At 42.3% G+C, this 23,624-nt stretch carries 25 protein-coding genes; 18 read left to right on the plus strand and 7 right to left on the minus strand.

Annotated features, from left to right (window positions below):
• Positions 1 to 46: 46 nt before the first annotated feature.
• Both argH and HUJ22_RS12770 read left to right on the plus strand, forming a co-directional pair.
• Positions 47 to 1,345 (plus strand): argininosuccinate lyase, encoded by a 1,299-nt coding sequence (gene argH, locus HUJ22_RS12765; RefSeq protein WP_290878084.1) that lies wholly within the window; start codon positions 47 to 49, stop codon positions 1,343 to 1,345.
• Positions 1,346 to 1,358: 13 nt separating this feature from the next.
• Entirely contained in the window at positions 1,359 to 1,907 is a 549-nt protein-coding gene (locus HUJ22_RS12770) for a 2'-5' RNA ligase family protein (protein ID WP_290878085.1), read from the plus strand.
• A 28-nt stretch (positions 1,908 to 1,935) separates the two neighbouring features.
• On the opposite strand, the gene HUJ22_RS12775 is transcribed toward HUJ22_RS12770, so the two are convergent.
• Positions 1,936 to 2,700, minus strand: a complete 765-nt coding sequence (locus tag HUJ22_RS12775) for a lysophospholipid acyltransferase family protein (RefSeq protein ID WP_290878086.1) — start codon at positions 2,698 to 2,700, stop codon at positions 1,936 to 1,938.
• A 33-nt stretch (positions 2,701 to 2,733) separates the two neighbouring features.
• Positions 2,734 to 3,492 (minus strand): GNAT family N-acetyltransferase, encoded by a 759-nt coding sequence (locus HUJ22_RS12780; protein ID WP_290878087.1) that lies wholly within the window; start codon positions 3,490 to 3,492, stop codon positions 2,734 to 2,736.
• A gap of 299 nt (positions 3,493 to 3,791) precedes the next feature.
• On the opposite strand from HUJ22_RS12780, the gene HUJ22_RS12785 reads away from it, so the two are divergent.
• The 3 genes from HUJ22_RS12785 to ggt all read left to right on the plus strand — a co-directional run bounded on the left by HUJ22_RS12785 (position 3,792) and on the right by ggt (position 7,974).
• Complete coding sequence (locus HUJ22_RS12785; protein ID WP_290878088.1) at positions 3,792 to 5,015, plus strand: MFS transporter; 1,224 nt, start codon at positions 3,792 to 3,794, stop codon at positions 5,013 to 5,015.
• 132 nt (positions 5,016 to 5,147) lie between these two features.
• Positions 5,148 to 6,104, plus strand: coding sequence for an NADP-dependent oxidoreductase (locus tag HUJ22_RS12790; protein ID WP_290878089.1), 957 nt, complete (start codon positions 5,148 to 5,150; stop codon positions 6,102 to 6,104).
• Between the two features lie 133 nt (positions 6,105 to 6,237).
• The gene (gene ggt, locus HUJ22_RS12795) at positions 6,238 to 7,974 is read left to right on the plus strand and encodes a gamma-glutamyltransferase (RefSeq protein ID WP_290878090.1); all 1,737 of its coding nucleotides are present in this window, start codon (positions 6,238 to 6,240) and stop codon (positions 7,972 to 7,974) included.
• Between the two features lie 146 nt (positions 7,975 to 8,120).
• On the opposite strand, the gene HUJ22_RS12800 is transcribed toward ggt, so the two are convergent.
• The 3 genes from HUJ22_RS12800 to HUJ22_RS12810 form a co-directional block, all read right to left on the minus strand.
• The gene (locus tag HUJ22_RS12800) at positions 8,121 to 9,623 is read right to left on the minus strand and encodes a hypothetical protein (protein ID WP_290878091.1); all 1,503 of its coding nucleotides are present in this window, start codon (positions 9,621 to 9,623) and stop codon (positions 8,121 to 8,123) included.
• Between the two features lie 291 nt (positions 9,624 to 9,914).
• Positions 9,915 to 10,256: a 4a-hydroxytetrahydrobiopterin dehydratase gene (locus HUJ22_RS12805; protein ID WP_290878092.1), complete on the minus strand. Its 342-nt coding sequence runs from the start codon at positions 10,254 to 10,256 to the stop codon at positions 9,915 to 9,917.
• Between the two features lie 140 nt (positions 10,257 to 10,396).
• Positions 10,397 to 11,023 (minus strand): DUF2459 domain-containing protein, encoded by a 627-nt coding sequence (locus tag HUJ22_RS12810; RefSeq protein WP_290878093.1) that lies wholly within the window; start codon positions 11,021 to 11,023, stop codon positions 10,397 to 10,399.
• A 459-nt stretch (positions 11,024 to 11,482) separates the two neighbouring features.
• Here HUJ22_RS12810 and HUJ22_RS12815 point away from each other — a divergent pair, with 459 nt between their 5' ends.
• The 8 genes from HUJ22_RS12815 (at position 11,483) to HUJ22_RS12850 (ending at position 18,265) form a co-directional block, all read left to right on the plus strand.
• The gene (locus tag HUJ22_RS12815; protein ID WP_290878094.1) at positions 11,483 to 12,694 is read left to right on the plus strand and encodes a site-specific integrase; all 1,212 of its coding nucleotides are present in this window, start codon (positions 11,483 to 11,485) and stop codon (positions 12,692 to 12,694) included.
• A 182-nt stretch (positions 12,695 to 12,876) separates the two neighbouring features.
• Positions 12,877 to 13,098: an AlpA family phage regulatory protein gene (locus tag HUJ22_RS12820; protein ID WP_290878095.1), complete on the plus strand. Its 222-nt coding sequence runs from the start codon at positions 12,877 to 12,879 to the stop codon at positions 13,096 to 13,098.
• Positions 13,095 to 14,291: an AAA family ATPase gene (locus HUJ22_RS12825; protein ID WP_290878096.1), complete on the plus strand. Its 1,197-nt coding sequence runs from the start codon at positions 13,095 to 13,097 to the stop codon at positions 14,289 to 14,291. The genes HUJ22_RS12820 and HUJ22_RS12825 overlap by 4 nt, the downstream gene beginning before the upstream one ends.
• Before the next feature lie 638 nt (positions 14,292 to 14,929).
• Positions 14,930 to 15,334: a hypothetical protein gene (locus tag HUJ22_RS12830; RefSeq protein WP_290878097.1), complete on the plus strand. Its 405-nt coding sequence runs from the start codon at positions 14,930 to 14,932 to the stop codon at positions 15,332 to 15,334.
• A 70-nt stretch (positions 15,335 to 15,404) separates the two neighbouring features.
• Positions 15,405 to 15,872, plus strand: a complete 468-nt coding sequence (locus HUJ22_RS12835; protein WP_290878098.1) for a JAB domain-containing protein — start codon at positions 15,405 to 15,407, stop codon at positions 15,870 to 15,872.
• A gap of 267 nt (positions 15,873 to 16,139) precedes the next feature.
• Complete coding sequence (locus HUJ22_RS12840; protein WP_290878099.1) at positions 16,140 to 16,892, plus strand: DUF932 domain-containing protein; 753 nt, start codon at positions 16,140 to 16,142, stop codon at positions 16,890 to 16,892.
• 82 nt (positions 16,893 to 16,974) lie between these two features.
• Positions 16,975 to 17,508: a siphovirus Gp157 family protein gene (locus HUJ22_RS12845; protein WP_290878100.1), complete on the plus strand. Its 534-nt coding sequence runs from the start codon at positions 16,975 to 16,977 to the stop codon at positions 17,506 to 17,508.
• Between the two features lie 16 nt (positions 17,509 to 17,524).
• Positions 17,525 to 18,265: an ATP-binding protein gene (locus HUJ22_RS12850; RefSeq protein ID WP_290878101.1), complete on the plus strand. Its 741-nt coding sequence runs from the start codon at positions 17,525 to 17,527 to the stop codon at positions 18,263 to 18,265.
• A 36-nt stretch (positions 18,266 to 18,301) separates the two neighbouring features.
• Here the strand turns inward: HUJ22_RS12850 and HUJ22_RS12855 are convergent, their stop codons facing one another.
• A complete protein-coding gene (locus tag HUJ22_RS12855) occupies positions 18,302 to 18,817 on the minus strand; it encodes a hypothetical protein (protein WP_290878102.1) in 516 nt (171 codons plus the stop codon).
• A gap of 114 nt (positions 18,818 to 18,931) precedes the next feature.
• Between HUJ22_RS12855 and HUJ22_RS12860 the strand changes: the two genes are divergently transcribed.
• From HUJ22_RS12860 to HUJ22_RS12875, 4 genes are all read left to right on the plus strand, one after another.
• The gene (locus HUJ22_RS12860) at positions 18,932 to 19,528 is read left to right on the plus strand and encodes a hypothetical protein (RefSeq protein WP_290878103.1); all 597 of its coding nucleotides are present in this window, start codon (positions 18,932 to 18,934) and stop codon (positions 19,526 to 19,528) included.
• Positions 19,529 to 19,563: 35 nt separating this feature from the next.
• Positions 19,564 to 20,274 (plus strand): SOS response-associated peptidase, encoded by a 711-nt coding sequence (locus tag HUJ22_RS12865; protein ID WP_290878104.1) that lies wholly within the window; start codon positions 19,564 to 19,566, stop codon positions 20,272 to 20,274.
• Positions 20,275 to 20,424: 150 nt separating this feature from the next.
• Positions 20,425 to 20,892 (plus strand): hypothetical protein, encoded by a 468-nt coding sequence (locus tag HUJ22_RS12870; RefSeq protein ID WP_290878105.1) that lies wholly within the window; start codon positions 20,425 to 20,427, stop codon positions 20,890 to 20,892.
• Positions 20,893 to 21,035: 143 nt separating this feature from the next.
• Positions 21,036 to 21,560: a YbjQ family protein gene (locus tag HUJ22_RS12875; protein ID WP_290878106.1), complete on the plus strand. Its 525-nt coding sequence runs from the start codon at positions 21,036 to 21,038 to the stop codon at positions 21,558 to 21,560.
• 19 nt (positions 21,561 to 21,579) lie between these two features.
• On the opposite strand, the gene HUJ22_RS12880 is transcribed toward HUJ22_RS12875, so the two are convergent.
• Complete coding sequence (locus HUJ22_RS12880; RefSeq protein WP_290878107.1) at positions 21,580 to 22,188, minus strand: hypothetical protein; 609 nt, start codon at positions 22,186 to 22,188, stop codon at positions 21,580 to 21,582.
• 71 nt (positions 22,189 to 22,259) lie between these two features.
• Between HUJ22_RS12880 and HUJ22_RS12885 the strand changes: the two genes are divergently transcribed.
• Positions 22,260 to 23,603 carry a hypothetical protein gene (locus tag HUJ22_RS12885; protein WP_290878108.1) on the plus strand — a complete coding sequence of 448 codons (1,344 nt, stop codon included), beginning with the start codon at positions 22,260 to 22,262 and terminating at the stop codon, positions 23,601 to 23,603.
• Positions 23,604 to 23,624: the final 21 nt, after the last annotated feature.

Genomic DNA, 23,624 nt, shown 5'->3' on the forward strand with positions numbered 1-23,624 from the left:
TAACACTATAACACCGTAACTCTATCGCACCAAAACACTGAAAAAAATGAAAAAATTGTGGGAAAAGGGAGTTAAAACCGATGAATTTATCGAGAAATTCACGGTAGGAAAAGACCGTGAACTGGACTTGGTTCTCGCTAAGTACGACGTAAAGGGAACCATTGCACACATCACCATGCTGGAATCGGTTGGTTTATTGAAAAAGGAGGAGTTGAATAAACTGACAAAGGAATTAAACCGGATTTTGGAGGAAGTTATTGAGCCGGGCAATTTTGAGATTGAAGACGGCGTAGAAGACGTCCATTCCCAAATTGAATTGATGCTGACCAGAGAACTTGGAGATATCGGTAAAAAAGTACATTCCGGCCGCTCCCGAAACGATCAGGTTTTAGTAGACCTAAGATTGTACTTAAGAGATGAAATCAAGGAAATTGCCAAGCTTTCCGAAAAATTGTTTGATACGCTGATTGTACAGAGCGAAACAACCAAGAAAATTCTGCTTCCGGGGTATACCCATACTCAAGCTGCAATGCCTTCCAGTTTCGGCTTGTGGTTTGGGGCCTATGCCGAAAGCCTGGTTGATGATTTGGTACTAATGGAATCGACCTATCATATCATCAACCGGAATCCTTTGGGGTCAGCAGCCGGTTACGGTTCTTCTTTCCCGCTAAACCGAACCATGACTACTGAATTACTTGGTTTTGAAGGCATGAATGTAAATTCAGTATATGCTCAAATGGGACGGGGTAAAACCGAACAAACCCTGGCCTTTGCAATGGCGGGACTTGCCGGAACGCTCAATAAACTGGCTTCTGATGTTTGTTTGTACAACAGCCAGAACTTCAACTTTATCAAACTTCCCGATGATCTTACAACCGGTTCCAGTATTATGCCGCACAAGAAAAATCCGGATGTATTCGAATTGATTCGGGCAAAAACCAATATTCTACGAACATTACCCAATCAAATCATAATGGCAACCACCAACCTGACTTCAGGTTATCACCGTGATTTTCAAGTTCTAAAAGAAATTTTATTCCCGGCAATACAAGAGCTTAAAAATTGTTTATTTATTACAGAATATGCTGCCGGAAAAATACAGATCAACGATCAGATACTGGGTGATCCTAAATATAAACTCATTTTTTCGGTTGAAGCTGTTAATGAAATGGTATTGAACGGAACACCCTTTCGTGATGCCTATCAAAAGATAGCTCAGCAAATTGAGGATGGAAATTTTGAACCGCCCAAAGAGCTGAAACATACCCATGAAGGAAGTATTGGAAATTTAGGAAACAAAAAAATTGAAAAAAGACTAAATAAGATCATGTTAAATTTCGAATGAGAGACTTCAAACCATGTCTAATGAGCTCTATTTCATAGCAATCATTCCTCCGGCTCCGCTAAAAGATAAAATACAGGAGCTGAAACTTGAGGTTAAAGAGAAATTTAACAGTTCACATTCTTTAAACGCTCCTCCACATATTACTCTCATAAGCCCTTTTCGATTGGATAAGGCAAACGAGGAGAGCGTTCACTCTCTGTTGGAAGTCTTTACCCAAGCTTTCGATTTTCTTGAAGTACAACTCAATAATTTTTCAACCTTCCCACCACGCGTTATTTTTATTGATGTAATAGAAACGCCGGGGCTCATAAATATTCAACAGAGATTGGAAAATATGGCTCGTTCAAACCCCGATATCTTCAACTATAATTATGATAAACGGCCATATCATCCCCATGTAACCCTGGCTTTTAAAGACCTGACTAAAAGTAATTTCCATAAAGCCTGGAAGGAGTTTGAGCATCGAACTTTTAATGCTTCCTTTACGGGTGAAGCACTCAGCCTGCTTAAACACGACGGGGAAAGGTGGGAAGAGGTTAAAACATTTGCATTAGGAAGGTAAACAGAGGTACACAAATTCATTTTATGATTTAAGGGGAACTCGGTTCAAAAATTTGCTGAACTTCATGATGAAGCTTTGCGGCCAAATCTTTTCTGTCGGAAGACTGTATGGCCCGTTGCCCAAAACGCATTTTGCAGAATACTTTGCGAGTTTGAGCCAACTTCATCAAATGCTCTAAAAACCCATGGCGAGCGCCAAAAAAACACACGCTGTCGCGGGCAGGTTCATCTTCCTCTGCAGTCTGATATGAAATGGAAACAGTATGAACCTCTGTATTGGCTTGTGCCGGATACTCCAACAACGATGCATGAAAGGGCAACACTTCTTCTCCCCCGGAAGAAGTGCCTTCGGGAAATAGAATAAGCCCTTGATACTCATTCATAGATTTTGAAAGAATTTCATTCACCCTTTTTACATCCGTTCGCCTGGTACGGTCCACAAATATGACTCCAACTGAATCGATCATAAATCCCAAAACCGGCCAGCTTCTTACTGCTTTTTTGGCCACAAATGTACATCGCAAACTCAGGTATAACGGTACAATATCCAGATAACTGAGATGATTGGATACGATAAAAAAAGGAGGCTTAGGAGGGATTCCTTCTACGGTAATTTTCATATTAAAAATAGCAACGACCCCCCGGGCCCATGTCCGCATAAATAGATTCCGCCAGGGTTCATACCGTAACCTGAAGATTTTTGGAATCAGTAAACCCACAGCATAAATACCGTAGGTAAAAAGAGTGTACAGCAACAACAAAACAAGCTTTAAATAACCGCGAATTTTACTCATGGCTTAATGGCTGTTGAGTTTTGTTGTGGATTTTTAACCAAAAAACATTTTTTTGATACGAGGAGTGATTTTCTCAATATCCATAAAAATCATCACATACAGCAACTCAAGGTCTTGATGATAAGCCGGCTTACTGATGATGTCACAACCTACGCTTAGATAATTTTCAAGCAGTCCGGACGCCTTGAATTTTTTCTGCCTTACAGTTTTCCTCGCCTCGCCATTTTGTCGATACGGTTCTTTTGCACTAACCCGGTATTCTTTATGGATAACACCTTGCTCTTCCAGTTCATTGTAAATAGCCAGTGCTTCTTGCGGTGATTTTGCCGGTATTCCCAAACTGCCCAGTAAATATCTTTTATTCAATGCTTGCAGGTATCCTGCAAATCCTTTCCATAACAAAAACAAAACACGTCCGCTGCGATGTTCTTCTTCTATACACGCGCGTCCTACCTCAAAGCTTTGGGAAAGAATCTCGCCCGGCAACTCGTTAAGGTTAAAAAGGCTTTCAGAATAAAAACCTTCCCCGGAAACTGCTTGTTCATAGGTTTGCAGCCGATAGGTACCCACAACTTTTTGGGACTGGTTTTCCGTAACAATTAAATGATGACACTGGTCATCATACTTGTCTTGATCAATATTACTGGAAGAATTAAACTCCCGATGCAATTCTTCATAAAAAACGCGATACCTGAGTTCCAATGCCTTCTCAATTTCAGCATCTGTTCTTGCAATACTAACGGTGTACCGGTGATTAGAAATATCCGGTAAAATCTGTTTTTCAGCTTTCAATTTTGTACTTCACTTTTATTTTCAAGTAACTTCGTATCCATGCATTTTACGCCAACATCTCAGGATTTATTTAGAATCCCGCCGGAGAATTCTGTAATAATAATACTAATCATGACCTGATGAAAATTCTCCAAGTTTGAATACAAAAATATCATCAAAACACACCATCATTTCAATAAAATCTCTCTAATAACTGAATAAGTGGTACTCCCCTTTAAATATCAGTATCATTGGCGGCATACGGAACGGGTTGAGCCCTACTCGACTTAACACACTTGAAATTTTAATAACACTCTATTTTGAGCAGTACAGCTGAAGAATCACAACCTCGTTTATTGCGTGATGTAAACCTCTACATCATTTTTGGCATTACTCTAACAGCTGTAATGGGCGTTTCCTCTATTGCTCCTGCCTTCCCTTCTATAGCTGATGCATTCGACGTTTCAGCCCAGCAAATTGGTTTGTTAATTACCTTTTTCACATTGCCCGGTATTTTTATTACACCTGTTCTTGGTCTTTTAGCTGACCGCTTCGGACGTAAAATTGTTTTGGTGCCCTCTCTTTTTCTTTTTGGAATTGCCGGAACGGCTTGTGCTTACGCCACTTCTTTTGAGCAAATGTTATTATTCAGAGCGTTTCAGGGTATGGGCAGTGCCTCTCTCGGAGCATTAAATCTTACGCTAATCGGGGATTTATATTCCGGGAATCGCAGAGCTACAGCGATGGGATATAATGGAAGTGTCTTAAGTATCGGTACTGCTTTTTATCCTGCTGTGGGCGGGGCACTTGCTGTGTTAGGATGGCATTATCCCTTTTTCTTAAGCCTTCTCGCCATTCCGGTCGGACTTTTCGTGCTCACCCATCTCGAGAAAACAGGTTCGGACGGCGGGCTTAATGTTTCTGAGATCTTTTCAAATGTAGCTTCCTCACTTGTTTCTAAAAAAGTGATCCCGCTTTTTGTGGGAATATTTCTGACCTTCATCATGCTTTATGGAGGGTACATCACCTTTTTCACCATTCTACTCGATGAGAGATTTGGACAGAATTCATTGTGGATTGGGATCATCTTGTCCGGCTCATCTTTTATGACCGCATACACTTCTTCCCAGCTCGGCAAACTCACCCTGCGATTTTCGGAAGTCAACCTGATTCGCACGGCTGCTATTTTGTACTTATCCATTTTTCTCATGCTCCCTATCGTTGAAAGCATTTGGTGGTTTATTATCCCCGTAATTATCTTCGGGGCCGCACAAGGCATTAACATCCCTAGTATTCTGAACCTTCTAACCGGCTATGCCGACAAGGAATATCGTGCAGCCTTCCTATCCGTGAATTGGGTGGTTATGCGTACCGGTCAGGCACTCGGACCTTACTTGCTGGGCTTGGTATATGCCGGAATCAGCCTTAATGCCACTTTCTACTCGGCCGCCATCGCTGCCGGATTATTTGTAATCTCCTCTGTCTTTTTCATGAAGAAAGAATGGTATGAAGCTACTGATGTGGGTACGATCGAAGATCTGTAGTGCATGAAACCGGCTGTTCAATTTTATCCATCGCCTTCATAGGGTGAAACAAATCTTTCCTGCGAACTCATTCTTCCCATCCCTTGTTTTTGAGGGAAATGAAAAGTCAATTGTCTTAAACTAAATTTATTTATGAGTGAACAAATGAGAGCTGCTTATATTGAAGAATACGGAGATCTAACTAATATTAAGACCGATCAATTGGACAAGCCCGAAGCAGGGGAAGGAGAGGTTTTGATCCGGGTTAAAGCTGCCGGAGTAAATCCCGTTGATGCTGCTGTTGCAAGGGGCATGCTTAAAGATGCCATTCCCGGTGAATTTCCTTTAATCCCGGGATGGGATGTGGCAGGTGTAGTGGAAGAGACCGGTCACTCGGCCAGCCGTTTTAGTACCGGTGATGAAGTGTATGCATATGCAAGACGTCCCAAAATTAAACACGGTACGTTTGCAGAGTATGTGAGCCTACCGGAATCTTACCTTGCTGAAAGGCCAACCAATATTTCTATGGAAGAAGCCGGTGGAATACCATTAGTGGGATTAACAGCCTATCAATCGATTTTTGATTTTGGAGAGCTCAAAAAGGGTCAGACCTTGTTAATTTTAGGTGCTTCAGGTGGGGTAGGGACTTTAGCTATTCAATTAGCGAAATCTGTTGGAGCAACCGTAATTGGTGTGGCGAGTGAAGCCAATCATGAGTATATGAAAGAACTCGGGGCTGATATCACGATTGATTACAAAGATAATCATGTGGGAGAAGCTGTTGAAAAAGTCCAACCTGAAGGAGTTGATCTTATCTTTCATTGTTCACGTGGGGATTCTTTTACACAAGTCATGGAAACAAATGTATTAAAAGACGGCGGAAAAGTTGTTTCTATAACCAAGAGTAAACCCGATATCAGCGATGACATTGAATTTAAGTATGTATTTGTAGAACCAAATGCCGAACAGCTTGAGCATATTGCCGGACTTGCCGATAACGGTAAGATAAAAGTGCCGGTTACCAGAACCTATTCACTGGATGAAGTCGTACAGGCACTTCAGGAAATTGAAAAACTTCACACGAGAGGGAAGTTGGTTATCACTCCTTGATGGGACAATCCTCTGAAGTTGTACATTCCTGCTTACAGATGATAGCTTAATTGGCAAGCATGGAACGGTTTGTTTTGTAAAAGGCATTATCAGATTGTATAATCCATTGCATTATTAACCAATCCAATTTCTGATGAAAAAAACCTATGCTCTGACAATTCCGGTCCTTTTTGCTCTTCTGCTGATCCCTTTTGAAACTGTATTGGCACAAATCGACCGTGAAGCCGGAAACCTTATCTCCACCCGGTCCGAGGTGATCGCTCAACGGGGTATGGTGGCAACCAGTCAGCCTTTGGCCACCCAGGTGGGTTTAGAAATTCTCCGTAACGGAGGAAATGCGATCGATGCAGCTATCGGAGCCAACGCTGCCATGGGGCTTATGGAACCCACCGGAAACGGTATTGGCGGTGATCTCTTTGCCATTATCTGGCATGCTGAAAGCGAACAGCTTTATGCCCTCAATGCCAGCGGACGATCTCCACGCGGACTCTCTTACGACCGTATGATGGAGATCCTCGAAGAGAAAGGGGAGGATGACATTCCTGCTTATGATCTGCTATCGGTATCCGTTCCGGGAGCCGTGGATGGATGGTTTGAAATGCATGAGCGTTTTGGCTCGGTTGATATGAGTGATATCCTGTCTGAACCAATCCACTATGCTGAAAACGGATTCCCGGTAAGTGAGGTGATTTCGGCTTCATGGAGACGCAGTGTTCCTTTTTTAAAGCAACAGCCCGGAGCATTTGAGGAGACTTTCACTATTGACGGCCGCGGACCTGAAAAGGGTGAAGTGTTCCGCAATCCTGATCTTGGAAATACCTTCCGGCTATTGGCCGAGGAAGGCCGCGATGCTTTCTACCGGGGAGAGATAGCCGAAAAGATCGATGTCTGGATGAAAGAGAATAACGGATACCTACGCTATGAAGATTTTGATAAGCATGAATCGGAGTGGGTGGAGCCGCAGACGGTGAACTACCGGGGCTATGATGTATACCAGGTGGGCGGAAACGTACAGGGTACAGCGGTTCTTCAGATACTGAATATCCTGGAAGGATTTGACCTTTCAGAAACCGGATTTGGCACTGCCGAAACCCTGCACCTGATGATCGAAGCTAAGAAACTGGCTTTTGAAGATCGTGCCAAGCATTATGCCGATCCCGATTTTCATGAGGTTCCATATGATAAGCTGCTTTCCAAAGAATATGCGGCCGAGCGTCGCGAACTGATCGGCGACCGGGCTCGCAGAGATCTCACCACCGGAGTTGAAGTGCTCGAAGACGGAGACACCATTTACCTTACCACTGCCGATGAAGAAGGCAATATGGTCTCCCTTATCCAAAGTAACTTTCGGGGCATGGGGACCGGATTTGTGGTACCGGGAACAGGATTCAGCTTTCAAAACCGCGGTGAATTATTTTCTCTCGATCCGAATCACCCGAATGTCTATGCACCGGGCAAACGACCGTTTCATACCATCATCCCCGGTTTTGTAATGAAAGACGGCAAGCCGATCATGGCGTTTGGAAACATGGGCGGTGGTTATCAGCCGATCGGACACGTAAGTATTCTCACTAATGTGATTGATTTTGGGATGAATATTCAGCAGGCCGGCGATGCCTTCCGGTGGGAACACTCGGGATCGACCCAACCTACCGATGCCCTTTCAGATAAACTCACCAATTCAGGACAGGTCAGTATTGAGTCGGGTGTGGATTTTCAGGTAGTTCAGGCCCTCCGGCAAATGGGACATAACGTACAGATCGGAGACAGCTTCTTCGGCCGTTTCCAGGCTATTATGCGTGATCATGAGAAAGGCGTGTATTTTGGAGCTTCGGAGTCGAGGGTGGATGGTCAGGCTGCGGGGTATTGAGCTACAACTATTTATTATAGGATGCAGATAGCGCCTTCGTGAAGATATTCCGGATCAGCCCATCAGAACGAGAGCAATTAAGTACCAAATACTTAGAAAAAAACCGTATGGGTTTTATTCCATACGGTTTTAAATATAGTTTTTTGTTAATCAGATGAGCCGGAAGCATCACCACTCAGATAGTGACTATCAAGGGATTTACATCCATAATCATAACAATAGCTGTAACTTTCAGTCCCTTCAATAAGCAGAATTTCACCCGCCAAAGTAGCTGCTAAACCATTTGATCCGTCAAATGTAAGTTTGAAGGTTACGTCATTACCATATGGAAGCATGGTGTCATCATATTCAAAATAATAGTAATCACCATAATAATCATATCCATAATAGACCACATTGCGGGCATATCTACGCAAGTTTACACGAGTAAGGTTATCGTTATTGTACTTTATAATTTGTATGTAGCTGTTGTTTGGAAGATAAACCCTACGCATATCATAACGGGTATAACTATTGTCAGGGTTAACGGACGTCAATGATTCATTTAGCCAGGTATAGCTTCCTGAAGTCACATTGACATCGATATCCATAGGAAAACCAATAGAGTTTTCAACAGAAGAGTAAATCGTTAGGGACTGCCGTTTCCCAGTAAGATTGCGAGTAGAGCTAACATCTCCATATCTCCAGTTGCTGGAATACTCGGTATAGTCCTCGATATCTATCAATGCATTACCGGACCAATTAAAGTTATTTATATTAGGTTCTGTTACTTCAATCTGGAACGTGCTGCTATTATTTCCATTGTCAAAATCTCCGGGCGTCACATTCTCTACAGATACTTCACCATTCCTGGTACCTGTTGTTTCAAACTGAGTTTGGAAAGAACAGAGTACGGCATCACCTGCATCAACCCAAATTCCAGCAGCCCGGTCAATTTCATTTCCATCAATTCTGAGAATACAATCTGCAGTAGCCCCTAAATCTCCAAGGTTTTCTGAGACTTCCGCATCAATGATTACAGGATCCTGAACAAAAACTTCAGCCGGTGCATCTATGTTGGTAATAGCGAGATCAGGACGAAACTTTACATCTTCTAAAAGGGATATAATACCTGTTCGGTGACTATTCTTTTTGTCTGCAAACATTTCCCGAACATTTGCATGTATATCCAATTGCTGACCGTGGATAAGATTTTCGAAGCTTTCAGTGAAGCTGCCGCCATCATCAAGCTTATTGTAGTTTTCTTCCCATACCGGATTATCCGGATCAGGATTGTCGGTATCAAGAGCTTTAACCCGTACTTTGGTAATGGTCCCGGGTGCTTCTTCATCAGAGTCGAGCTCACCAGATGTTACTTCAAGATCTACAATCATTTGACTGTTCATCATTGCTCTTGCAGTAAGTGTTACTCCTCCGCTTTTTCCGGTAGCAACCGGTTTGCTGCTGTTATTGTATTGTTGTGAATTTGGTAATAATCCGTCCGGAGTATTATTGGAGTCAGTTTCATTCTCTAAAACAGAAGTTAAGGACTCAGATTCGATATCCTCCGAACTATTAGCCATCATATCCTTACATCCTGTGAATGTAAGTGCGATAATTGTTAAAAATAGCAAAGGCAGTTGTACCCGCTGCGTTATATTTTTAATCATGGTTACTTATATTAAACTATTAAGATTGTACTTACCCTTAAAAACCAATGCTTCTTATATTATTGTCCGAATAGGTAAAGCGTTTAAATTTTGTTATGTCTAATTAATACCATGTAATTTTAAATGAAGCAATTAGAGATCATTAATATCTTTCAAGAAGTATTCAAGTAAGATTTTTCTCTTTTAGGATGAGGTTTTGCTATAAGACTTGCCCATCACGGGAAGCTGGAGCTTCCGGGACTGGGACTGCGTTGCTAAGCCCGAGCTTATCAACGAGAGTGAGAGCCGACGTCATTGGTCTATCTGATCCGCTTTGGCCGCCCAGATAAAATCATTTTCACTTAAACCGTCGATAGCATGGGTGTACACCGTCACGGTTACTTTTCCCCAAGTCAGCTTTATCTCCGGATGATGCCCTTCATCTTCCGACATTTCCCCGATTTTGACGGTAAAATCAAGAGCTTCCCTGAAATTATTAAACTCATAGGTCTTGGTCAGGTGATGGTCATCCACCAGCTTCCAGTCGCCTCCAAGCTGTTGGTAGTATTCCCGGAGTTCACGGCCTTTCAGTACCGGGGTATCAGGGTGGCAGGCTTCACATTTGCGTTCGGTAAGACCTTGTTCCTTGTTCATAATAATGAGTTGGTTTTTTCCAATTTCATCGTATCAGCCCAACAAGAAAGAAGCTCTTTTTGTTGCATTATGTGGTTTCAGCTAAATACTGCTACCAGTTAACATCGTTACAAAGCTCCGGTTTACATGCTACTCAGTTATCACTTCACCTGTCGTATTACATTCGAAGCAGTAAGAGCATAAAACGGGGTGATGGGAAACCCGCTTTTGCGAAGGACGCGAGCCGTCCATTTGTTGGATGTTTTGGGGAAGAAATATAAATCCTTTGCTTTGAAGAACGCACTATTCGGATATAATCCGGCAGCAACATATTCCAGCTTTTCACCCTCACCCTCGTGGAATCGGCCTTCTATGTAGCAAGCCATTTGTTCCATACCTCGTTCGCTAAGATGTACCATTACAATCTCGTTTCCAGCAAAATGGCTTTCCACACCTTCATCAAAACCCACTACATGCATTACACTTCCGGTGGGCCAGAAAGCAGCTCGGAGGAACAGTCCAACCGTCGCCTGCTCAGCCTGATAATATTTGTTATCTCCCCAGCCTATCATCAAAAATTCGGTTTCAGGCAGAGCCTTATGTTCGGGAATTTTTTCTCTCAGATATTCACCTTCAAAAGCAATGGCTGTATGCCAGCCGTGATCCACTACATAAGCCGGAACCGGACGCTGTTCTTTCTCCTCGGGATATAAATCAGTAACCGGGCGCAAACAGCCTGTTGCAAAAAACAGAAACAGCAACATAAAAAAGCTGTAAACACGTGTCATAAGAAACTTTATCTGCTTGCGGATTTCATTGTTTTAAGAAAACAACAAAAGCACCTGCGGATTCATTTGGGAAAGAAAATAGTCATAATGGGCCACACGGACTGAAAATCCGTTTGTACATTTTATTTTCAGGGCAAATTGTTTGCACCCATGTTTGCACTCAAAAACCAAAAAAGCCCCGCACATCACTTTATGGTGTACGAGGCTTTACTTGAGTGTGGGACCGGGCGGATTTGAACCGCCGACACACGGATTTTCAGGGCTTTCAAGCCTGTATTTCATCACCTTTCATAGCATTTCATCACCCTTCTTTTCGTTACATAAGTAAATAAATTTCATTTACTTACATTAATTTTTTAAATTTCATGCAACGACATGAAATGTGTTTCCATTAGCCGATTTAACTGTAACGGAGCTGTAACCCAGCAAGGTTTATGCTCGCTCTTAAACCCTAATGAAATGCCAAAAAAGAAATTAACACACCCGTTCATTACGAACCTTGATAAACCAAAAAAACGAACTGAGTATTATGACACAGTTGTCAATGGTTTGTTGTTGCGGGTCACGAAAACCGGACACAAAGCATTTGCTTTAGCTTACGGCACTAAAGGAAAGCGGTATACCATTGGAACCTTTCCAAGTGTTGGCCTTGCTGAAGCAAGAGATGTAGCTAAAAAGCTTAAAATTGAAATTGCCCTGGGTAATGATCCCCAAGCTGAGAAAGTTGCCAACCGGAATAAACCAAAAGCAAAAACAGTGGCAGACTTAGCGAAGGTCTTTGAGAAGAAGCATTTTCCCACTCTAAGACAGTCAACCAGGGATGATTACAAAAGAAGAATTAACAATACGATTATTCCGAAGCTCGGAAAGATTCCCTTAGAAACAATTACTCGCCTTGATATCATAGAGTTGCTGGAGGAGATTGCCGAAGATAATAATGCGCCGGTAAATTCAAATCGAATCCGATCTATCTTATCAAGCATGTTTTCTTTTGGCGTGAACAGGGGAATGCTTGATCATAATATCGTACTTACCATCAAGCCTCTCGGTAAAGTAAGCACGAGAAAAAGATATTATACACCCGAAGAAATCGTAAGTATATGGGATGCTTTTGAGCTTGAAGAAGAACCTTATCGCTCATTATTTAAAATGCTACTGATCTGTGGCCAACGATCGGGTGAAACAAGACAAACGAGATGGGATCATATACAAAAAGGGGTCTGGACTATACCTGCTGAATTAACTAAAGCAAATCGTACACATGAGGTGCCGCTTCCTTTTATGGCATTAGAGGTACTACGAGATGTGAAAAATTATTCTTGGGATTCAGACTATTTATTCAAGTCCCCGGTACTGGATAATGAGCCTGTCGATTGGCTACAGAAGGCGGCCGGGAGGGTTCGAAGGGCATCGAAGGTGGAAGACTTTCGCTTGCATGACTTGCGAAGGACTGCGGCCACCTACATGGCTGGTATGAGAACGGACCGGACTGTGCTGGGAAAGATTTTGAATCATAAAGGCTTGGCCGGTGACGATCAGGTGACAGCCATTTACGACCGGTATAATTACCGGGAGGAAAAGAAAACAGCTTTAACCAAATGGAACACCAAATTAGATAAAATACTCAGAGGAGAAGTTAAGAGCACAAATTTACTTAAAATGAGTTCATAGATTGTATTTTTCTGAAGCAAGATGTACATTCAAGAAGCTTCGCGAAACACAACTTTCGCCAGTAGTTTCATGACGTGAAACAACTCACATGATGAAAAATTTAGGTAGCGGAGATACTCCGTTTAAGGACAGTTCTTTTGAACCAGATCCTAACTACAATCCAAACCTAAATTTTCATACTCATGAAAACTACGATCAAAATCATACGACCTACTGAACTGGCCGAAGCTCTTTCTGTTTCTACCGTTACTGTTTGGCGGATGGAAAAACGAGGCGACCTACCACCAAGAAGAAAAATATCCCAAGGAACCTCTGGGTGGTTGGAATCCGATTTAATGGAATGGCTAAAAGAACGCCCTACTGTAGAAGAACTCTTTAACAAAGATGGGGAGGGTGAAAAATGAAAAAGCCAACCCCTAATAAAGGACTGGCTGATTCACAAAATAATGCTCAACAGAATATAGCTAATCCTGATCAAGAATTAAACAATCCTAAGCTAAATCATTCTATTACAAAGCGGTTAAGTGACATTGAGTCAAAACAAGTAGAATGGTTATGGCAAGGTAGAATTGCACTGGGTAAAGTTACCCTTTTAGCTGGTGATCCTGGTCTCGGTAAAAGTTTAATAACTACTGACATGGCCGCCAGAATTTCGAGTGGCGCCACATGGCCGGATGGAAGTGATAATAACCCGGGAGAAGTACTAATTATTAGTGCTGAAGATGACCCTGCAGACACAATCAGACCTCGATTTGAAGCGGCTAATGGCGACATCAATAAGGCAATCGTTATTTACGCTGTCCTTAATAACAAAGGAGATAGTGTCAAAAAGGAGTTTTTCGACTTATCGAATGGAATTGCTGCTCTCACTGAAATTTTAACCCAAAGAAATATTAAGCTTATAATCATCGATCCCATTTCTGCATTTATGAGTACGGTAGATTCGCATAATAACTCAAAGGTAAGAAGTGCCTTGAGGCCCTTAGCAGAAATAGCGAAGAGGCATCATACAGCAGTACTTGCAGTCTCTCACTTAAACAAGGGTGGTGATCAGCCACAATATAGAATTATGGGTTCTTTAGCCTTTACCGCAGCTGCGAGATCCGTTTGGATTGTAGTAAAGGACAAGAATGATCCACAAAGGCGGCTTGTATTACCCATTAAGAATAACTTAGCACCTGATACTGGTGGTTTGGCCTATTCAATCTCTGAAAACAGAGATGGACTTCCAATCGTAAATTGGGAAAAAGATCCAGTGGAGGTTACTGTTGAGCAAGCTTTCACGGAGAATTCAAATAAAGAAAAGCCAAAAATCGATGAGGCAGTGGATTGGCTACATGCCTTGCTAAAAGAAGGGCCAATGGAATCGACTGAAATTAAAAACTTATCTAAAAAAGATAGTGTTGCAAGCTGGAGGACTATCGAAAAAGCCAAAGAAAGGTTAGGAGTCCAAGCTTATGCAGACGGTAGCCCTGCACACGAAGGTAAATGGAAATGGAAACTTAAGACCGCAGACTTTCCTTATTCAGATCCTGCGGTCTTAAATAATCCGGAAGAAAACCAAGGTGAGAGTAAACCTGATAAAAATACAGATTAGCACTCAAACCAGCCTTTAACCCATATTTCTCTAAAAGATAACATCGCTTATTACAAACAAACATGAAGACTTTAAGACCGCAACGGGTTACTAACCTAACGATTGCGGTCTTAATTTTTTCAAGTATATCAGCTTCTCCAATCGCCTACCCCCACCCCCTACAAATCCCCTATAAAATCGCCCTACTGAAAACATGCTCATTATATTAATATGACACTTTTGAGCAGCATCAAGGGAATATAGGATACCAAAACAGCTATAATTACGGGCTACAAAACCACATTTTAGCGCCATTTCCTGATACCAAATCAACAACTCTCTTCTGAGAATCTATTCTATCAGACTACTCTGAAATTTTATTAAAAAATTTTTCAGGCCAGCTCTTCATTTCTCTTTTCCGGTAGGTCTATAAAACACCCCCGCCATCTACTCTACGATTCTGTTATAGCACCCTCTTCTAAGAAGGAGTTCTGTAATCCCATTTTTTTATGTGCATTCGTGTGCAGAAAGTACCTACGCAAATCCACCCGGGCTAACCTGTGCCTTTCAAATAGGCCCCGGGGTCTATTCAAAGTGAATATCCCGGTTCAAATTTTAACAAACCAAAATGGTGAATTACTATGTCTACAATAAAATCTTTGACAGTCGACAGAATCGAAGAACGAACCCGAAAGGATACCGGTGAGATGTTCCCGGTAGCCATCATTGCCGGGATCAGCTTTTCGCAAAGTGAGAACGGCAACAGCAGGTTCAGCCTGCGTGAGGTGTCCATCCCCTTAAATGGTATGGATAAGAAAACCGCCAAAACCTATTTCCCTCCAGGCTCAGTTTTGAATGGTTATGAAATCTACCAAAAGGAAACCGATCCATACGAATGGGAGGCCCCTGATGGCCGTGTATTGAGTCTGACCCATAGCTGGGATATCCGTAAAGTCGATGAATCCGCCGAGGCTACTACGCCTGCCCCGGCCAAATCAAGCAGCATGGAAAAACATGTGTTTGCCGGCACCTCCAGAAAGAACGATCTGGAACCCGCGCTATAATTCAACTAATCAATCAACCCAAGGGAGATCACCACAAATGATCTCCCTTTTTTATTTAAAGGAGAACCCTATGAATACTCAAACTGAAACCGACAAATTTCCCTATATGGCTGAGGTTGAACTCACCTATAAAGCGTCGCCGGAACGGACTCGTTGGTCCATCTGCTGCCCTGAGGATGCCTATGGAATGCTTATGGACATTTTCCCCGACGGAAGACTTGATCTAAAAGAGATCTTTTATCTCGTACTTCTGGATAATTCAAAAAACTGCCTGGGATTTTCAAAAATATCGGAAGGAGGAAAAACGGCCACCATCGTGGATGTTTCCGAGGTAGCTGTCACGGCTTTACTTGGGAATGCCAACTCTGTGGTTTTAGCACACAATCATCCGAGTTGCCATAAAAAATTCAGTACCGCTGACATACAACTCACCAAGCGGATAAAGGAAGCGCTAAAGATCTTAGGCATTGCCTTGGACGATCATATCCTGGTAACCCGGGACGGGTTCGTATCGATGCGAAACCGAGGATTAATGTAAGCCCATGACCGGAGAAGAACATCGCCGATTGGGCTTGCCCAATGACAGCCTGTTGGTCTTTCCCAGATCGGGACTGGTCCGTCTGCATTGTCCGATAAAAGCACAGTGCATACGAAGCACCCGCCTCATTCCGACCGGCGCTTTTGTCAACATCACAGGGGTATCCTGCACGAAGGACGAGCCCCTGCTGTATCTCATCGATATTGATGGACGGTTCTATCCCCATCGATACTTCAAAATATTAACCCATCAAAACAACATATCACCATGAAATTAAACAACTACTTTTTCGATGTTGAGGAGCAGGATATTTCTCTGATCCCCGACACCGATTCCACCCTTAAACCCATATCCGGTTACAAAGCCATAGTGGCTAATATCGGAGGAACCGAGCGAGTCGTCTCTGTAGCCAAAAACAGTTACCAGCTCATCCCTAACAAAGACCTGATTAATCCCTTTATGGATAATCTGGAAAAGCTAAAAGTGGACTGGTTCATTGACCCGAGCCATAGCTTTTGTCTTGCACACCGGATGCGCCTGCAGGTGACCTTTCCGCACGTGTTAGTTCACGACGGGCAGTCGGAGATTCCGATGTCGATATATTTGCACAACTCTTACGACCAATCGGAAGGAGTACGATTATATTGGGGAGCCATCAGAAGCATCTGCAGTAACGGGATGATCTTTGGGTCTGTTCTTGGCTCGCTTTACGCCCGGCATACCTCCGGCTTTTCTTTCGATAAGCTCGAAGACCAGTTCCACAGCATCACTGATAAAATCACCGATGTACAGACTCGTATCGACCAGCTTAAATCAAGAGAGTTAGAAGAAGCTTTTATAAAGGAGCTTCAGAAAGCCCTTGGCAAAAAGCGGCTGGAAGCCATCACTTCTACCGACCGCCTACCGGACAAGTCGCAGTGGGAGCTGTTGAATGACATCACGTACTTCATTTCACACGAGGTGCCCAAGCCTCAACGGGCACGACTGCAACTAAAGACCTCAAAAGTCTTTGCCCTATGAAATCAAACTCACATATCAACCCATAACAAAGCCTGCAAGTGATTGTGGGCTTTTTTGTTATACAACAAAATCTGTCACAACTATGAATACAACACAACCTGAAACACCTACCACCAAAGAATCCCTGTTCGACATCGGGGAGCACTTCTATGCCCTTGAGACTCTGCTTATTGAAACCGAAGGTGAAATCACCGAGGAAATAGATCAATGGCTCAAAGAGTACGAAGGCAAGGAAGAAGACAAAGTAGATGCCTACTGCTACATCATCCGAAAGTTTGAGGAGATCGCAGACGAAGCACAGCGGTTGGCCGAACGGTCACAAGGTTACCGGAAGAAGGTTAGCAGCCTCAAAGAACGACTGAAGCTATACCTGGAATACCGGTGCAAAGAAAAAGTAGAAACCTCAAGGTTTACCGTGACGGTCTGCGGCAACGGGGGCTTGCTCCCGGTCAAGTTACACGAAGACGTTTCTACTGAATCCCTCCCGGAACAATTCATTCGGGTTTTTAAAGAACCTGATATGAGCCGTATTCGAGAAGCCCTTCTTGACGGAGATGAACAAGCACACCTCTTTGCCAAAATAGAACCCAGAGGCACCCACCTCAGAATTAAATAACCAATAGGAGAATATTATGTTTACGAAAGCAACACGAAAAGGAAGCCATATTAAACTGGCTATTACCGGACCAAGCGGTTCAGGTAAAACGTACTCAGCATTAAGACTGGCCGGCGGGCTAATGCCCAACGGCAAGATTGCACTTATCGATACGGAAAATGAAAGCGCCTCCCTGTACGCAAATGACTTTGAGTTTGATGTGAGCAGTGCAGAAGCTCCGTACACAATTGACAAACTTGTTAATCCGGTTAAGGAAGCGCTCAGTCAGGACTACGATGTGTTAATCGTAGATAGCGCGTCTCACTTCTGGAATGGTATTCTTGAATACAAGGATAAGCTTGACAAACGAGGCGGCAATCATTTTGGGAACTGGGCGGAAGCAAACAAACAGTATGATCTGTTTCTCAGGGCCATCCTCTTCTCTAAAATTCATGTAATTGTCTGTATGCGTTCTAAAATGGAATACGTTATTCAGGAGAACGAGAAAGGCAAGCAGATCCCCCAAAAGGTAGGAATGGCACCGATTATGCGGGATGGCGTAGAATACGAGTTCACGGCCGTATTTGACTTGGATATGCATCACCAGGCTCAGACCTCGAAAGACCGGACCAATCTTTTTGGTGAGAAGATCTTCCAGATAACCGAGCAGACCGGAGTACTGCTGCGGGACTGGCTGAATGAATCCTCCGGCGCTTCAGAGACTCAACGTGAAGAACCTCCCATCCCGGAAGAGGTATTCTTTGAGCATCATGAATAACATAACTGGCAGGGTTATATAGCCCTGCCAATTTTATTACCTGTTAAACCTACTACTCTCGTCATCATCACGCTTTGCACTCACAAATATTGAGACAGTATGAACCTGATTTTCGATGCTGTGATTAACTTGTTTTACCCAAAAATAACCGCTGCTATACTCACTTTTAACAAATGGAACCCTAAACACATCTCCTTGAGATGGAAGGTGCTCCAAGTGATCTAAACCTATCTGCCAACAATGACCGTCCAATGTTTCTGCACTTACATAATACTCAGTCTTGTTAACCGGGTACCGGTGAGCCTGAAATATGGAATGCTTGAAATCATGGTATAACTCGCGTAGTAGCTTCATTAATTTAGTTCTCGTTAGCCCGAGCCGTTCTAACAAATCCTTCTGCTTCGGCATAGGGTTATACTCATCCTCTCTGTATTCAGCGAACACTTCCAGTATCACCTGATACTTCGGATCGTCTCCGAAATAATACATCAGCGTTTTTAACTCGGAGCTTAAGACAAGAAATAGATCGCGATAGTTTAATCTTGAATGCATGTTACTAACCGTTTGCTTAAAATTGAATTCCTATTTATTACATTAACTACTAAGCATCAATTTTTAGAATGGAGTAAAACATTGATTTAGATCAATAAATTTAAATTAAAGAACATGAAGAAATCTTCGACATATCTATTGGCCATCCTAATTGTTACAACACTTAGTTTTGTCTCCTTTGACGTACATGCACAGTTTAATGGTACAAAATTAGGTATGAGCTTAAATGAAGTTCAAAGCATAATGGGAAAGGAAAACGATATAACTAATGATGGTACGGGTATTATAAGTCATGCCTATGATGACAAGCTGGATAGAATGGATGTTCGGGTGCATTTCAGATTTATCGATGATGAATTAGTTGAAAATACAATCGAATTTAAAGGGCCGTATTCTACGGAGGAATTTTATCTTATCTACTATGACCGGATAAACGATATACTTGCAAGCAAATATGGAGAAGCTGAAAAAGAAATAAATATTTTTGAACATCCGATAAGTGAATATGGTGAGTTAGATCCTGACAGCACCTATTCACAGTATTTTCTACTTGCAAATAATTACATTTTCTATTCCACTACTTGGGAATTACCTGATATGAAAGTTCAGCATTTGATGGGGGGATTGTTTAATGATGTCGGTCAAATGATTAAATATACAGTTCCAGATTATGACCAAAGAGTGAAGAATATTCTTAAAGATAAGTTTTAATCAATACTTTAAATCAAAATAAAAACACCTGTTAAATGTGTGGCCGATACGTTTTATACCAAGAGCTCGACGATGTAAATGACTTTCTCAATGCGATAGACAGTGGCCGATGGCGTACTCCAGGAAAACAAGGGGAGTTCGTCTTCCAGCCTAATTACAATGTAGCCCCGACTAATATCATGCCTGTGGCACGGGTTAATGAAGACGGAAAACGGATACTTGAACCCATGCACTGGGGATTTATGGGATGGAAACCTAAAGAAGGAGATCGCCCTTTCATTCCAATCAATACCAGGGATGATAAGATTATGAAAAGCCGGATGTGGAAGACTCCTTTTCTTCAGCGCAGGTGTATTGTCCCGGCCAATGGCTTTTATGAATGGACAGGCCCGAAAGGAAATAAAACCCCGCATTTTATCCATCCAACCGATGGAAAGTTAATGGGATTTGCAGGTATATACTCTGAACTTGCCCCTGAAAACTCTGAAGCCGGGATGTCTTATTCTGTTATTACCACAGACCCTAATAAAGTTATGGAAGATATTCATGACCGTATGCCGGTGATTTTGCATCCGGAAGAGTTTAATGACTGGCTTAACCCGGAAAATGATGATCCTAACTTCCTGAAGGATTTCCTGAAACCTTATCCTGAAGATGGTATTGAAGAGTACATTGTATCACAAGCGGTAGGTAATGTCAGAAATAACCAACCCGGGCTTATTGAAAAAGCTGATCTTTTTGGATAGTGTGCCAGAGGAATACCTTATCCATGATCTAACTTACATAATTCGATCATTTTAATTTTGTTATTAAGTAATTGACTTAATGAAAGAAGAGTGTTTATATCATCAGTAAAATAGTTAGTTTAACAAGGTAACAATGCAGGAAAAATACATATGAATACAAAAGGTTTTGGAAAGTTATTTTTGGTAATAATTCTATTTATTTCAGTATATGGATGTACTGAATACAACTATGGTTACAAGAGTGTCAATATTAATCCAGATAAGGGTTTTATATTGTCATTCCCAAATTCTACATATAATGTTGACTCAATAGTTATTGACTCCCAAGCCGATTCTTTAGTTCCAGAAAGAATCCTCGAAACCAACGATATTTTCATTACTAAAAATGGGGAAAAAATTATTGGTGGTGAAATACCCTTCACAGGTATTATCAGTGATTATCGAGGATACACTAATGATACACTTTATGTAGTCGATGGTATCCCTACTGATGGAGTCTTGAAAATCTTTTTTGATGAGTATTTAATTGCTCGGGGCCACTTCAAGAACAAACAAAGAACGGGAGAATGGCTCATTTTTTCTTTGGAGGGTGACACTGTTTCCTCACAAACTTATTAGATTTTACTTGATATACTAAGTCCAATACTCTTATTACAAATGCCGTTTGAGCTTATAACAAAGTTTTTTACTAAATAGTAATCCCCGCACTGTTTAAACTCTGGGTTTTAGCTGTATTAATCTAAAAATAGGATCAATTTGATATGGAATGTGATAGTTGTGGTAAAACAATTTCATCTTGGGGAGCTCGGTACGGTGATTTAGATACTGTTTTCTGCAAAGATTGTTTTGATACGCCAAAAGCTCAGAAAGTTATTAACGAAAAAATTAAGTTAGAAGAGGACTCACAACCTGAGGACGATGATTATCCAGATGAAATTAGAAAAATATTACTGACAACAGAATCGAATTCCTCGGACTTAAGAATCAAAAAACGTCTTGGAATTGTTACTTCAGAGTGTGTTTTAGGAATGAATATTTTTCGGGATGTTTTTGCAGGTGTAAGGGATATTTTTGGAGGACAAAGTAATGCATCTCAAAAAGTGTTAATGGATCTTAAAGAAAAAGCACTTTTAGAATTAAAAAGCAGAGCATACGAGCTTGGTGCAGATGCAGTAATAGCAATTGATTTAGACTACAATGAATTTTCTGGCGGTGGTAAATCCATGCTTTTTTTAGTAGCGAGTGGTACTGCAGTTAAACTTCATGAATCAGATTCTGAAAATTAACTCATAATTTCCTTGCCCACTACCTAACAAACAACAACTCCTCATCCACTTCCTGCATAAACCGCCAATCCATCTGATCAAGGATATACACAAGGTGAAAAAACCGGTTCGCATCGGTTTCAACCACATAGTTCAATTCCTTGGTAATAATCACATCTTCCATGCGCCGGGTTGGGATACGCGTTACCTGTGCTGAGTTAATCTTCCCCGACTGAAACCTATACGGCTGCATGCGTTGTATAAGCGGCCGCTCTGTTCCGTCATAGTGCTTTTTAGCCATTTCTTCTGGTAAAAGCTCAAGCCGGTAGGGAATAATGCGGTGAGCGCGGGAAGGCAAATGTTTGTGCCGTTGCACGTACACCAGCACCCGATCGATAGCTTTACCTTCATAGCCCGGCGCCGGAACCAGTGACCATAACAGTTCTTCTTCATTGAAGATGAGATCTATAATGTCCCCGGACTTGGTTTCAATGGTATAAAAAGACTTTCTAACGCCTCCCTCTTCTTTAGAATGGCACGAACGTACTCGGGCTACGTCTCTTCGGTATGGTAATCTCCAGTCCAGCTGATCCAGGGCGGAGTACCGGGTAAAAATTGCCAACATGTCTACTAAAGGAAATTCGTTCATGACCATTAAATCTGTTTGGTCATTTTAAACTATACACATATTTTATACATATCAATATGTGCAAGGAGAAAATGCCAAAAAAGAAACCCCATCCATACCAACCTGAACAAGATGTCCACAGGATAACGTTGTACAACACAATCTATCCTGAGCATCAGCACCGCTCAAAAAAAGACCGGCTGTACCTGCACTTTGATTTTGCCTGTTTCTACGCTCAGGTCGAACAGCTAAGGAAAAATATGTACGGCCTACCCCTGATTATTGGCGGGTGGAGAAAGGATAACGGTCAGGTTAAGGGGATTGTAGCCACCGCCTCCTATGAAGCCCGGAACTTTGGTATTAAGACCGGAATGAGTGCTTTTGAGGCGTATCAGCTTTGTCCGCATGTGTGCATGTTACAGGTGGACTATGACGCTTACACAGCTATTTCTAAACAGGTACATTTTATCTTCAAAGAGTTTGCTCCCATCGTAGAGCGATATTCAATGGATGAATATTTCATGGAGGTTGATTTCCTGCTTGGCAAATCCCGGAAAGCCATCGATCATTTTGCCCGGCGCCTTCAGGACAGGATATATCAGGCCACAAAACTGGTTGGCTCTGTGGGTATTGCCCGGTCAAAGACCTACGCTAAGCTGTCCAGCAGCTTGAATAAGCCCAAAGGCCGAACCCTGATATTATCTGATGATGACGAACGATCTGAAATTTGGCCCCTGGACTTAGATGAGGTCTGGGGAGTTGGAAAGAGGCGCTACGAACATATCCTTGCGGAAGGTTACCAAACCATCGGGGACGTAGCTGAACGGGGTAATGAGAAAACCTTTATACGGCTGTTTGGTGCCAATTTCGGGAAGATGCTCTACCAAACCATTACCGGTAAAGATCAGGGCCGGGTTATGGAGGAATTATCAGAAGATTATACGCCGAAAGAGGGCCCTGGATACGGACACACTTTCTCGGAAGGATCGCTGGATGTGGAACGGATTAAAGGAGAATTTGCCATAGCTATTGCCAGAGTATGCTACCGGATGCGAGCATACGGAATGAGAGCAAACAGCTTTTCCGGGATGTTCGGTTTTAACAAACAGGACCTTTCAGGGGTCGGATTTCGGTTTGTAACCGAAGCCTATACCAACATTGATGACTACATCTACCAAGCCTGCATGGATAAGATTGAACCGGCCATCGTAAAGGCCTGCAAGCATGGCATGGAGATCCGGAATATTGCTCTTCACCCTCACGATGCCAACAAAACCCAGCAGCTAAATGCATTCTTTCAGGATGATGAAGAAAAGGTCGCCCAGGTTAAAGCCATGGATGAAATTAAGAACCGGTTTGGACAGAAGTATATCTCTAAGGCGAATACGCTATACCGAGTGGAGGGGAATACGCATTTTTTGGAGAGGAATGTTTAGAAGAAAATTGCTCATTATCCG

Origin of the sequence: Gracilimonas sp. (assembly GCF_014762685.1) — a bacterium.
Taxonomy (GTDB): domain Bacteria; phylum Bacteroidota; class Rhodothermia; order Balneolales; family Balneolaceae; genus Gracilimonas.